The organism is Streptomyces sp. NPDC002817 (assembly GCF_053592055.1).
Genome location: NZ_JBSFUY010000024.1, coordinates 132,538 through 145,643, shown reverse-complemented (window position 1 = coordinate 145,643; position 13,106 = coordinate 132,538). Strand labels below are relative to the sequence as shown.

Genomic DNA, 13,106 nt, shown 5'->3' with positions numbered 1-13,106 from the left:
GTCAGTGATGGGCAATGATTTGAACCAGAACTTGGCAGACTCGGGCGACGCGCGGCACGACCTCGTCGTCGGTCTCGACGCGGGCGGCACCCGCACCCGGGCGATGTGCGCGTCCGCCGCGGACGGCCGGCTGCTGGGCGAGGGCTCGGGAGGTCCGGGCAACGCTCTGACGGTCCCGGAGCCGCAGCTCACCGACCATCTGACCGAGGCGATCGCCGCGGCGGTGCCGGAGCCGGAGCGGGGCCGGGTCGTCGCCGTGGCCGGCGGATTCGCGGGCGCGACGGGGACGTCGGAGGACGACCCCGGGTACGTCCACGCCCGGTCCGCGCTCACCGGGGCCCTTCGACGGCTGGGCGTCCCGCCCGGGCCGGTCGCCCTCTGCAGCGACATCGAGGCCGCCTTCGCCTCCGCGCCCGGCACTCCGGCCGACGGCCTCGCCCTGGTCGCCGGCACGGGTGCCGTCGCCATGCGTATCGCCGGGCGCCGGGCCACGACCACGGTGGACGGCGACGGCTGGCTGCTGGGCGACGACGGCAGTGGGTTCTGGATCGGCCGGAGCGCGGTGCGGGCGGCGCTGCGGATGGCGGACGGGCGGGGGCCGGGGACCGGGCTGGCGGTGCTGGTGGGGCGGGCTTTCGGGGTGCCGGACGGGGTGCTGCCGGGTGGGAGTGGGGCGCCGGGTGGTGGGGCGCTGCCCGGCGGTGGCGTGATCCCGGACGGGCTCGGTGACCCCGAGGGGTCGGGTGGCACTGGGGTGTCGCGTGGCGGGGGCGGCCTCTCGGCGGGCGGCGGGGTGGCGTCGTACGACGGTGGCGGCCCCGGCGTACCGGACTGGCCCCTCGTCCATCGCGAGGCCTACCGCGCGCATCTGCTCCCCGCCGTCATGACCGATCCCCCGATCCGGCTGGCCCGCCTGGCCCCGCTGGTCGTCGAGGCGGCCCGCAAGAAGGACGCCGTGGCGGTGGGCATCCTCGACGAGGCGGCCGACCAACTGACGGATACCGTACGGGCCTTGGTGCCCCGCGCGGGCGAACCGCTCGTCGCCACCGGCGGTCTGCTCGGCCCGGAGGGCCCCCTCACCGAACCTCTGACCATCCGCCTGCACGCCCTCGGCCTGACCCTCGACTGGGTGGCCGACGGCTGTCGGGGCGCCGTGGCCCTGGCCCGGCTCGCACACGGGGGCGGTGGACGATGAGGGGCCCTCTCGCCTCGCGATGCTCTCGCCGGCTCCGTGCAAGGTGGGGGTGGGCGTTGAATCGGTCTCAGTGGCCTGGTGCTCTCGCCGGCTCCGTGCAAGGTGGGGGTGGGCGTTGAATCGGTCTCAGTGGCCTGGTGCTCTTGCCGGCTCCGTGCAAGGTGGGGGTGGGCGTTGAATCGGTCTCAGTGGCCTGGTGCTCTTGCCGGCTCCGTGCAAGGTGGGGGTGGGCGATGAACCAGCCTCAGCCCCCTGCTGCCCTCGGCCGCCCCGCGCACGGCGGAGGCAGTCGATGAGTGAGCCCCTCTACCGCGACCCCACCGCCCTCCTCGACGCCCGCGTCCATGACCTCCTCGCCCGCATGACCCTCCCCGAGAAGGTCGGCCAGCTCAACCAGCGCATGTACGGCTGGGACGCCTATCGCCGTACCCCCGACGGAAGTTACGAACTCACCGACGCCCTGTACGCGGAGACCGAGCGCTTCGCCGGACTCGGTGCGCTCTACGGGCTCCAGCGCGCCGACGCCTGGTCCGGCGTGGACCACGGGAACGGGCCCGGCGCCGAGGACGCTGCGGCCCTCGCCGAGCTGGTGCAGCGGCATGTCGTCGAGCGGAGCCGGCTCGGTATCCCCGTGCTGTTCGTCGAGGAGGTGCCGCACGGGCTCATGGCCCTCGACGGCACGGTCCTGCCTGTCAACCTGGCCGTCGGCGCCACCTGGGATCCCGAGCTGTACGAGCGGGCCGCCGCGCACGCCGCCGCCGAACTCCGCGCCAGGGGCGGCCATGTCGCCCTCGTCTCGGCCCTCGACATCGCCCGCGACCCCCGCTGGGGCCGTACAGAAGAGTGCTTCGGCGAGGATCCCCACCTCGCGGCACGGCTCACCGAGGCGCTCGTGCGGGGCATGCAGGGCGACGGGCGCGAGTACTTCGCCGCCGACAAGGCCCCCGTCGTCCTCAAGCACTTCGCCGGACAGGGTGCCACCGTCGGCGGCCGCAACTCCGCGGAGTCCGAACTCGGCCTGCGGGAACTGCACGAGATCCACCTCCCCGCCGCCCGTGCCGGCGTCCGGGCCGGAGCGGCCGCGGTCATGGCCGCGTACAACGAGGTCGACGGCATGCCGTGCTCGGGGAATCGCACCCTGCTGACCGAACTCCTGCGGGACGACTGGGAGTTCGACGGACTGGTCATGGCGGACGGCCTCGCCGTGGACCGGCTGGCCCGCATCACCGGGGACAAGATCTCCGCGGGCGCCCTCGCCCTCAACTCCGGTATCGACCTGAGCCTCTGGGACGAGGGCTTCACACATCTGGAGGAGGCCGTCGAGCGGGGGCTGGTCGAGGAGTCGGTGCTCGACGTCGCCGTCGCCCGCGTCCTGCGGCTCAAGTTCCGGCTGGGACTGTTCGACGGACAGCGCACCACACCCCCTCCGCCGACCGGAGGCAGGGAGATCAGCATGGATCTCGCCCGGGCGGCCGTCACACTCCTCGACAACAAAGGGATGCTGCCGATCCCGGCCACCGTCTCCCGTATCGCCGTGATCGGGCCCCAAGCCGCCACCACCGCCCACCAGTCGGGCGACTACACCGCCCCACAGCGCCCCGGCACCGGCAGCAGCGTCCTCGACGGACTCCGCCGGCTCGCCCCGCCCGGCGTGGACATCCGGCACGCCCGCGGCTGCGCTCTCACCGGCGACGACCTCGCCGGCATCCCCGAGGCCGTCGCCGCGGCCGCCGCCTCCGACGTGGCCGTGCTGGTCCTTGGCGGCAGCAGCGCACGCACCCCCGACACCGAGTTCGACGCCAACGGGGCGGCGCGCAGGGCGGTTTCGGAGATGACCTGCGGCGAGGGCGTCGACCTGGCCGATCTGCGGCTGGGCCCCGCCCAGTACCGGCTGCTGGACGCGGTCGTCGCAACGGGCACGCCCACGGCGGTCGTTCTGATCCAGGGCCGCCCGCATGTCGTCCCCGACGCGGCCGGTGCGCTGCTCACGGCCTGGTACCCGGGGCCGTGGGGCGGCGAGGCGATCGCCGAGGTGCTGCTCGGACTCGCGGAACCCACCGGCAGGCTCCCCGTCTCCGTCCCGCGCTCCGCCGCCCAACTCCCCGTCTACTACAACCACAAGGACACCGAGTACGGCGGCTACGTCGACGAGAGCGCGGAGCCGCACCACTCCTTCGGGCACGGACTGTCGTACACGAGCTTCGCGTACGGCACACCCCGGATCGCCGACGGGACCGTGACGGTCGACGTCACCAACACGGGGGAGCGGTACGGGCGTTCGGTCGTGCAGGTCTATCTCAGGCGTCTGATCACGTCCACCTGGCCGCGCACCCTCGAACTGTGCGCGTTCCAGGGGGTCGGCCTGGCACCGGGCGAGCGCCGTACGGTCGTTCTGCCGCTGTCGATGGGGGAAGCCCGGACCGACTCCGCCGAGATCCGTGTCGCGGAGTCGGCCCGGGCGGCTCTGCGTGCCGTGCCGATCGTGCTGGACATGCGGGGCGTCAGAGCTTGACGGCCCCGGACGAGACGCCCTTGTAGAACCACCGCTGGGTGATCACGAACAGCACCAGCACCGGGATCACCGAGATGACGGATCCGGCCATGACCATCCGCTGGTCGTAGCCGAACGACGAACTCTGCAGACGCGAGAGCCCCAGCGTCAGCGTCATGTTGCTTTCCGAGCGCAGCACGATCAGCGGCCAGAGGAAGTCGTCCCAGGCGCTGATGAAGGTGTTGATGACCACCACCAGGATCGCGCCCCACGCGGACGGCAGATACAGGTGCCGGAAGCGCTGCCACTCGTTCGCGCCGTCGAGCATGGCCGAGTCCTCGATCTCACGCGGGACGGCGAGGAACGCGGCGCGCATGAGCAGGACGTTGATGGCGCCGACGAAGCCGGGCAGCCAGACGCCGGCCAGGCTGTCGACCAGGCCGAGGTCGCGGATGCTCAGGAACAGCGACACCATGATCGACTCGAACGGGAACATCATGGAGGCGATCAGCACCACCCAGACCGCCTTGCGGCCCTTCCAGCCCGGCTTGGAGAGCATGTAGCCGGCCGTCGTGGAGAAGACCAGCTGGCTGGTGACCGACAGGGCGACCACGATCAGGCTGTTCTTGATGTACGAGGCCACCGGGACCTGTTCGAAGACCGTGCGGTAGGCGCGCAGGGTCGGGTCGTGCGGCAGGAGGGTGGCGTCGGCGCCGAAGACGTCCTCGCTCGTGCTCTTCAGGGAGGCCAGCAGCTGCCAGACCAACGGGCCCACGGTGAGGCCGAGCACGAGGAACAACAGCAGATAGCGGACGACCAGTTCGCGCGGGCGGCCGTAGTCCCGCCAGCGTGGCAGCAGGCGCCGGCGCGTGGCCGGAACAGCGGTCGTCACGACTCGTCCTCCTTCGTCAGGCGCTGCGCCAGCAGGGTCAGCCCCAGCGTCAGCAGGAACAGGGCCACGCTGACGGCGGAGCCGTAACCGGCGTTGCCGGTGATGGGGTCCAGGCCGACGTCCCGGATGTAGAACGGCAGGGTGCGGTCGGCGCCGCCGGGGCCGCCGGTGGAGCTGCCGAGCATGTAGATCTCGGTGAACACCCTGAGCGATCCGATACCGGTGAGCGTGCCGACGAGCATCATGGCCTGCCGTACGCCGGGCACGGTGATGTGCCAGAAGCGGCGGACCGAGCCGGCGCCGTCCATGGCCGCCGCCTCGTGCAGTTCCTTCGGTACGTTCCCGAGCGCGGCCAGGTAGAAGACCATGTACCAGCCGAGGCCCTTCCACAGCGTCAGGCCCATCGCGGACAGCAGGATCAGCCACGGGTCGGACAGGAACGGGATCGCCGACCGGATCAAGTGGGCTTTCTCGAGCCAGGTGTTGACCAGTCCGTCGTCGGCGAGCAGCCACTGCCAGCTCAGACCGACGACCACGCTGGAGGCCAGCACCGGTGTGTAGAAGGCCGAGCGGAAGAAGCCGATGCCGGGGAGGTTCTTCTCCACCAGGACCGCCAGAAGCAGCGGCAGCAGGACCATCAGCGGGACGACGATCACGGCGTACAGGATGCTGTTGCGCGTTGCCAGCCAGAAGTCGGAGTCGTCCAGCATCCGCGTGTAGTTGTCGAGCCCGACGAAACTCGCGGCGCCGCCGAGTGGCTTGGCGTCGGTGAACGACAGCAGGAGCGTGTTGAGGAACGGGAACACGCCGAACACCACCGCGCAGACGATCGCGGGGGCCGTCCACAGCCAGGGCAGCCACCAACGGCGGTACATCGCCGCCCCGTTGGCGCCGGCCACCGGGCCCGGCAGCAGGGCCCGGAGTCGGGAGGGTTTCGCGCCCGGAGCGGAGGGGGTGCGCTCCGCGCCGGACACGGACACCGGCTTCGTGATCTGAGCCGTCACGGTCAGCCCGCCTGCTTCAGCAGCTCGTCGGCCTTCTCCTGGGCGTCCTTCACCGCGTCCGCCGCGCTCTTCTTGCCCTGCATGGCCAGCTGCACCTGGGAGACGATCGCGTTCTGCACGGCCGGGGAGAGGTTGGTCTGGTTGGTGTCGGCCGTCTTGAGCTGGTCGGCGACGAGCTTGCGGGCCTGGGAGAACGGGTCGCTGCCGGTGGCGTTCTGGAAGAACGGGTCGCTCAGCGACTCCGTGGTGGTCGGGAAGATCACCACGGCCGGGTCCTTGCACCAGGCCGTCTGGTTCTCGGCGTTGGTGAGGAACTCCGCGAACGACAGTGCCGTGGCCGCGTGCTTGCTGGTCGCGGCGACCGAGATGTACTGCGGGGCGCCGGCGGAGGCGCGGCCGAGCGCGTCGTAGGGCTGCTGGCCGACGGCCGTCTTGTCGTAGACCGACGGGCTGTTCTGTTTCACGAACCGCACGAAACTCGGGTTCGTCGAACCGTAGGCCACCTTGCCCTGGCTGTAGAGCGTGGACGGGTCGTTGCTGGAGGACAGCGAGTCCTTCGGCATCGCGCCCGCCTTGTAGAGCTTCGCCATCCACGCGACCCACTGGGTGGTGCGCGGGTCGTCGGCGAAGACGGCGGACTTGCCGTCGGTGGAGAGGACCTTGATGCCCATCTGGTCGAAGTCGGCGGGGATGCGCCAGATGGGGTTGGCCATCGTCGCGAAGTACTTGCCGTCGGAGGCCTTGGCGATCTTCTCGTAGTCGGCGAAGAGCCCGAAGATGCTCGTCGGCGGCTTCGCCGGGTCGATGCCCGCCTTCTCCAGCAGGTCCTTGTTGTACGTCAGGAGGACACCGCCGGTGTACCAGGGCAGCGTGGTGTGGATCGCCTTGCCGTCGGCGTCGTTGAAAGTACTGGACTTCCAGAACGACGGGACGAAGGGCTTGGACGCGTCGGGGTCCTTGGTGCCGACGTTGAGCAGGTAGCCGGCCTTGGTGAGGGCCGTGGCCGTCGGCGCGTTGACGTTGATGACGTCCGCCAGCGTGCAGGCCTGGGCGTCGGCGACCGTGCGGCTGGTGAAGGTGTTGTCGCCCGGGTCGTCGATCCACTTGACCTTGGCGCCGGGGTGGGCCTTCTCGAAGTCGGCGATCACTCCGTTGAAGAAGTCCCCGAAGTCTTTCTTCAGGTTCGTCGTCTGGAAGGTGATCGTGCCGTTGACGTCCCCGGTCAGCTTGCCCGACCCGACGTTGCCCTTGTCGACCTTGCAGCCGCCGGCCGTGGCGTCCCCGTCGTCCGAACCGCCGCCCGACAGGCCGCAGCCGGCGGCGGTCAGCGACAGAACGGCGAGACAGGTCAAGGTGCGGGTCAGTCTCTTTGCACGCATGTGATGGGCCCTCCTGCGACCGGGCGAGTCAGGGATGTGGCTGGTTCAATCAACCAACTTTGACTCCGATTGATGAAAAGGTGGACCAGAATTCATCGGAGGTCAATGCTTTGCCGTGTTGCTTTTCGGTTCCGTGGTGGTTCCGTGCGGCGTCAGCAACCCGATCAGTGCCGGTGCTCGTGGTCCGGGTGCGAGGGGTCGCCGGGGTGCTCGTACCCCGGTGCGTACACGACGTCGGCCCGTGCTCGGTCCAGCCAGTCGAAGAAGGCGCGACGACCCGCCGCGCGGCGCAGTTCGAGGATGATGCCCTCGCGGGCCTGGGCGTACGGGAGGAGGTCCGACGTCTCGTGGAAGGGGTCGGCGCCGCGGGTCAGCTCCGCGGGGGTGAGGAAGCGGTCGCGGTTGCGGTCGTAGTAGTCGTACGCCGCCTCCTCGGGGATCTGCTGCTCGCGTTCCAGTTGTTCGAGGAGGGTGCGGGCGGCCTGGGAGTGGGCCAGGGCGACTGCGACGATGCTGCCCAGGTCGGCGACGTCGCGCTCCTCGGGGAGGGCCGTGATGGGTCGTCTTTCGGGTGCGGCGGCGTCGTGGCTGGTCGCGCCCCGCGGCGGAGCCGCTGATGGATACAGCCCCGCACCCCTAGGGCTGCGCTGCGCGCAGGCCCTTTGGGCGAGTTCGTCTATCACCACGACTTGTGTTGCCCACCGCCTTCGTTGTCGCTCGGCCCGAGCCAGGGCATCTGGCCGGGTCGCTCGGTCGCGGGCCGGGACAATCTCCAGAATGGCGTCCACGCGGTCCTTGGGGACCGGTCTGCCGAGTACCTGTGCCGCGTATTCCTCTGTCACGGTTTCACCTCCAGTTCCACGGCCTCCGTGTACGCCACGCAGCCGTGCCAGCCCACTTTTGCCATCAGCCAGTACGAACCCGGTGGCACCGCCGAGCCGTCCACGTCGATCACGCACTCGGTCTCCGCCCCGCCGGCCACGGTGAAGCCCTGGACGCCCGGTCCGATCCCGGGCCATGTGCCCCAGGAGGACACCGCCCAGAGGGTGCCGCTGACGGGGCCCCGGGTGGTGTTGCGCAGGGTCACGGGGACGCGGGCGTGTTCGTCTCGCCGTACGACGATTCGGTCGACTCCCAGATGCGACACCAGCGTTGGACCTGTGTGTCCGTCCGGCACGTCGAGCGCCACCACGTCCTCGTACATCTGCCCGCCGTACGACAGCCGCGCGGCCAGCCAGTGTCGGCCGGGTTCGGGTTCGGGTGGCGGTGTCACCGTGACCTCGGTGAGGCTGAAGCCGCCGGGGCCGAGCGTGTACGGCAGTTCGGTGGGCTCGGTGGACCAGCCGGGAGGCACCTCGAAGGTCACCGTGCCCGACACCGGCGCGTCGGTGAGCTCCGAGCCGATCCGGACGGTCGCCGTGACGGGGCCGGAGACGGTGAGGGCGGTGGGGGAGACGTACACGGCGACCGGCATGTTGCCGCGCGGGGCGGGGCCGGAGTTGTGGAGCCAGTAGCGGGTGTGGACCGGCTGGGCGGGTTCGGCGGCGGCGACTCCGGGGTCCGGCGGAGTCTCCAGGGCGTCTGCGGGTGTGGCGAGGACGGTCGCCACCTCGAAGCCGGCCAGGTCGAGCTCCAGCATCCCGTCCGTACCCGGCGTGAGGGACTCTCCGGGCGCCTCCAGCACGTTTGCCCGGGCGCCCTCCGTCCACCCGCGGGGCCGCGACAGACGCGCCCGCACCGGACGGCCGTTCGCCTCGTGCACACGGACGACGACACCGCTGCCCGGGTCCGGCTGTGCCGTGCCGCCCCGGGCGAGCGGGGAGCCGGTCGGCTTGAGGGCGTCCAGCAACACCTCGCCCGCGGGCTCCAGTTGGAACAGGGAGCTGTTCCGGGGCAGGAACGCCTCCTCGGGCCTGGTCCGTAGCCGAGCGGTGAGGGGGCGGTTGAACTCGTGGCCGCGCTTGGGCAGTTGCCCCTCCCGCCAGTCGCCCTCGCCCGCGACGACCGCGTACTCGAAGGTGTGCGACCAGCGCTGGAGCTGGAAGGCGGACCCGTCGGGGGCCGTGCGGCGCGGGGGGTCGACCCAGATGCCGGAGGGCCAGCCGGTGCAGGAGCGCATGAGGGACATGTGGAGGTCGCCGGACGAGGTGACCACACAGCCGGGCGTGCCCCGGTTCAGGACCGAGAAACTCCGGCCGTCCCAGGCGTCGCCGGGCGGCAGGGCCTCGCCGCTGCCCGCCGCGGTGGCCGTGACGGTGAAGTCGTCCAGGTCGGCGACGAGGGCGTCGACCGCCTTGGCGTCGTTCGCACCGCCCGCCACGACGAGCAGCGGCAGCCGCTCCAGGTCCCGCAGATCGGCTCCCGGCACCCACTCCTCCCGCAGCGAGGCGCGCGGTGCGACCCACACGACCGCCACGTCCCTCTCGGCGAGCTGCCGTCGGAGTTCGCGGCCGGCGGCCGGGTCCCAGCCGAGGGCCTCGGCGACCACGGAGTTGCGGTCGGGGCCGCCGACGGCGATCCGGATGTCGGGGAGGTTGGAGTCGACCTCCAGGTCGCCGTAGCGGGGCCCGCCCGCGATGGTCGAGGTCGCGGTGACCCCGGCGCGGACGAGGGCGGCGGCGAGCCCGGCGCCCAGCTCACCGGCCACGTCCCAGTCGGGGTAGATCAGTTCGGCGACCCCGATCGAGCGGTGCCCGAGGAGCGCGCCGGAGCCGTCGTGCACGGCGACCCGCGCGGTCGACCCCAGCCCGAACCAGGTGTTGGCCGGGTTGTCCAGCGTCCACGGGAACTGCTCGCTGTCCACCTCCACGAACCCGAACCCGCGCCCGATCACCGCGTCCGCCACCTCGTGCACCGGCAGCCCGCCGCGCACGTCGGACGGCCAGCGCACCCGGATGAGCCGGTCGGCACCGTCGTACCCGTCGACGGTCGTGGAGACGTCGAGACGGTCGACGCCCTTCCAGAGGGTCAGCCGCTGTGTGCAGGTGAAGAGGCCGAGGTCGGCGCGGACCGTGACGCGCTGTCCGGCGGGGGAGTGCTCGACATCGATGTCGGCCCTGACGTCCCTGCTGCGAGCGGCAGTTGTGCCGGTCGGCGTGAGGTGCCAGGGGCCCTCGCCGAAGCGCGGGTGTCTCGAGTACTCCTCCTGCACGACGAGCTCGTTGCCGATGTCGCCGGCGCGCAGCAGTTCCCGGGCCCCTTCCTGAAGGGCCCGCAGGCTGCTGACGCCGCCGCCGCGCGCGGGGTCGACGGTCAGCTCGTAGAACTCGTTGCGGATCGTGGCCCCTTCGGCCGGCGTCCACGCGGAGACGGTGCCCTCGGCGAGCGGGACGGCCTTCAGGCCCAGTCCGGGCACGTCCGGTACGACGACGCTCAGCCGGCCGTCCTCCTCGCGCACGGCGGGCAGGGGGAGCCCGGTGCTCTCGTCGACCGGCAGGAGCCCCTCGTCCCGGACGCTCAGCACGTCCTTGCGCGTCCAGGTCGCGGAGTTGAAGACCACCAGGTCGGCGCCGTCGCCCGGCAGCGGGACGACCCGGTCCGCGAGGGCCTGCGTCGCGTCGGCGTGAACGGTCTCGGCGAGGTCGTACAACTCCCGCCAGCCGGTGAGGAGATCGATGTAGACCTGGTCCGACTCCGAACCGGTGATGGCGTCGTGGTGGGCGCCGTAGACGAGCTGCCGCCACGCCTTGTCGAGCGCCGCGTCCGGGTAGGGGTGCCCGGCGGTGAGGGAGGCGAGTGTCGCCCAGGCCTCCGCGTCGGCGAGGAGGCTCTCGCCGTACCGCTGGGCCTGCTTGGTGTCGATGTAGGAGACGTCCTTGCCGGTGTAGACCGGGTTCATGTCCCGGGTCTGCGGGGAGGCCTTGCGGCCCTCCGCCGCCAACTCCGCCCGAACGGCGGCGAAGAAGTCCCGGGGTATCCCGCTGATGAACCGCGGCCAGACGTAACGGGCGTTCCAGTCACGGTGGATGCCCATCACCCAGCGGCAGGGCGGCGCGTAGTCCCCGCCGACGGGCAGCAGGACGTTGCGCGTGAGCGCGACCTTCTTCAGGCCCTTGAACAGCTTGAGCGCGGCCTGTTCGGCCGCCGGCAGGGTGGGCGCGTTGTCGATCGCCCAGCCCGCGCCGTAGTGGTTGACCATGTACGCGGTGAGGATGCCGCGCCCCGAGGGGGCGATCCAGTCGAACTCGGCCGGGAACTGCATCCGTTGGGGATCCCGGGGCTCCTCACCGAACACGGAGAGTGTCGGCCCCCACTGGTGGAACGGCCCGCGCGCCCAGGAACTGGAGGTGACCCCGGCGTCCGCCATCAGCCCGGGGAACTGCGGATCGTGCCCGAACGCGTCCAGCTGCCAGGCGGTCTCGGGCGACGCCCCCATGATCCCGCGCTGGTATCCGTCGCCGTACAGCGCGTTCCGTACGGTGGCCTCGGCGCCGGTGAGGTTGGTGTTGGGCTCGTTGTAGGTGCCGCCCATGATCTCGACGCGGCCGGAGCGGATCAGCTGGCGCAGGAAGGCGCGCTCCTCCGGGAAGGCGTCCCAGTACGGCTTGAGGTAGTCGACCTCCGCGAGCACGAAGGTGTACGCCGGGTCGCGTCGCGCGAGGTCGCAGTGGGCGCGCACCAGGCTCATCCCGGACTGGCCGCGCGAGTCGAAGGTGCGGGCCGGCAGGCCGGAGGAGGCCGGGTCGTCGGCGACGTCCCAGGTCTCGGTGTAGGCGGCCTGGGTGTTCCACCAGACGGGGTCGTAGTGGAAGTGGCTGACCATGAACATGGTCCAGCCGGGCTCGGCGGCCGTGAACGGGGCGGTGTGCCGGTCGCTGTGCTCACCGTCGACGGCGACGACCGTGATCTCGTCGCCCTCGCCGGTCACGGGTATCTCGGCGCGTGCGGTGCCGTCGTCAGCCGTGGTGACCAGCGTCTCTCCGACACCGCGGAGACCGCCCGGGCCCTCGGCCGTGAGACGGACCGTGCGGCCGGGGACGTGGCTGATCTCGGCGACCACCACTTGGTACGGCTGCTCGACGGTTCCGACGAAAAGCTCGGTCGACTCGACAGAGGTGACGCGCATGGGTCTCCTACGAGGATGCTCGGCGGAGCACCATCCTGGCACCGCAGGGATGGTTCAAACAACCATCTACGCGTGTTCTCGGTGAATCATCTATGCAATATCACTGCCGTCAGCGGGTGCGCCGACCCTTCGCCGAGTGCTGCGGCACGATGTGGTCGGTCAGCGCCAGGGAGGCGCTCGCGCGCTGGTAGGAGAGCTGCGCGACCCGGACGTAGAGGCAGTCGAGCAGCACCAGGACGGAGTGGCGGCCGCCGATGCCGGTGAGGAAGTTGGTCTCCGAGGCGGACGAGACGAGCCGGATGTCGGCGGCCTTGGCGAGCGGTGAGCGAGGGTCGGAGGTGATCGCCACCGTGGTGGCGCCGCGCTCCTTGGCCAGCTCGAACGGCTCGATGGTCTCCCGGGTGGCCCCCGAGTGCGAGATGCCCACGGCGACGTCCGCCGGGGTGAGCAGGGCCGCGGACGTGACCGCGCCGTGCACCTCGGTCCAGCCGCGCACCGAGCAGCCGATACGGAACAGCCGGGTCTCGGTCTCCAGCGCCACGGCCCCGCTGCCGCCGGTGCCGTAGAGGTCGATGCGGCGGGCCCGGGCCATGGACTGGGCGGCGCGCTCGATCGCGTCGAGGTCGATCCGCTCGATGGTCTGCTGGACGGCCCGCAGGTCGGCGTTGCCCACGACCTGCACGACCCGCTCCAGGCTGTCGTCCGGGGAGATGTCCGGGCCGATCTCGGCGGTGCCCCAGTCGGAGACCTCGCCGCGGCCGTGCTCCTTGGCCAGCTCGATCAGCAGATGCTGATAGGAGTCCAGGCCGATGGCCCGGCAGAAGCGGGTCACCGTGGCCTGCGAGGTTCCGGTGCGGCGGCCCAGCTCGGCGGCCGAGCAGTGGGTGACGGCGGCCGGATCCTCCAGGATCAGCTCGCCGACCTTGCGCAGGGAGCCGGCCAGCCGGGGCAGCTCGGTGCGGATCAGTGTCGTGACGTCCGTCGGAGGCATGAGAAGAAGGTATCAGCCACCGTTCAGGCCACTGGGTGAATACCAGGACCGGAATCACGGGTGAGGCACGGGCGAGGCCGGGCCCGATG

8 protein-coding genes are annotated in these 13,106 nt (G+C 71.3%); 2 read left to right on the top strand and 6 right to left on the bottom strand.

What is annotated here, in order from left to right; genetic code table 11:
* Window positions 1-7: 7 nt before the first annotated feature.
* Window positions 8-1,195 carry an N-acetylglucosamine kinase gene (locus ACWD3I_RS34520; protein WP_365403994.1) on the top strand — a complete coding sequence of 396 codons (1,188 nt, stop codon included), beginning with the start codon at window positions 8-10 and terminating at the stop codon, window positions 1,193-1,195.
* A gap of 292 nt (window positions 1,196-1,487) precedes the next feature.
* Window positions 1,488-3,707: a glycoside hydrolase family 3 N-terminal domain-containing protein gene (locus tag ACWD3I_RS34515; RefSeq protein WP_365403997.1), complete on the top strand. Its 2,220-nt coding sequence runs from the start codon at window positions 1,488-1,490 to the stop codon at window positions 3,705-3,707.
* Here ACWD3I_RS34515 and ACWD3I_RS34510 read toward each other — a convergent pair.
* The 6 genes from ACWD3I_RS34510 to ACWD3I_RS34485 form a co-directional block, all read right to left on the bottom strand.
* Window positions 3,697-4,578 (bottom strand): carbohydrate ABC transporter permease, encoded by an 882-nt coding sequence (locus ACWD3I_RS34510; protein ID WP_361548026.1) that lies wholly within the window; start codon window positions 4,576-4,578, stop codon window positions 3,697-3,699. The genes ACWD3I_RS34515 and ACWD3I_RS34510 overlap by 11 nt on opposite strands.
* The gene (locus ACWD3I_RS34505) at window positions 4,575-5,582 is read right to left on the bottom strand and encodes a carbohydrate ABC transporter permease (RefSeq protein ID WP_365404000.1); all 1,008 of its coding nucleotides are present in this window, start codon (window positions 5,580-5,582) and stop codon (window positions 4,575-4,577) included. The genes ACWD3I_RS34510 and ACWD3I_RS34505 overlap by 4 nt, the downstream gene beginning before the upstream one ends.
* A 2-nt stretch (window positions 5,583-5,584) precedes the next feature.
* Window positions 5,585-6,961, bottom strand: coding sequence for an extracellular solute-binding protein (locus tag ACWD3I_RS34500; protein ID WP_365404003.1), 1,377 nt, complete (start codon window positions 6,959-6,961; stop codon window positions 5,585-5,587).
* Between the two features lie 164 nt (window positions 6,962-7,125).
* A complete protein-coding gene (locus ACWD3I_RS34495) occupies window positions 7,126-7,803 on the bottom strand; it encodes a peptidyl-prolyl cis-trans isomerase (protein ID WP_365404006.1) in 678 nt (225 codons plus the stop codon).
* Window positions 7,800-12,026 carry a glycoside hydrolase family 38 N-terminal domain-containing protein gene (locus ACWD3I_RS34490; RefSeq protein WP_365404009.1) on the bottom strand — a complete coding sequence of 1,409 codons (4,227 nt, stop codon included), beginning with the start codon at window positions 12,024-12,026 and terminating at the stop codon, window positions 7,800-7,802. The genes ACWD3I_RS34495 and ACWD3I_RS34490 overlap by 4 nt, the downstream gene beginning before the upstream one ends.
* Window positions 12,027-12,135: 109 nt before the next feature.
* Window positions 12,136-13,017 (bottom strand): MurR/RpiR family transcriptional regulator, encoded by an 882-nt coding sequence (locus ACWD3I_RS34485; protein WP_365404012.1) that lies wholly within the window; start codon window positions 13,015-13,017, stop codon window positions 12,136-12,138.
* Window positions 13,018-13,106: the final 89 nt, after the last annotated feature.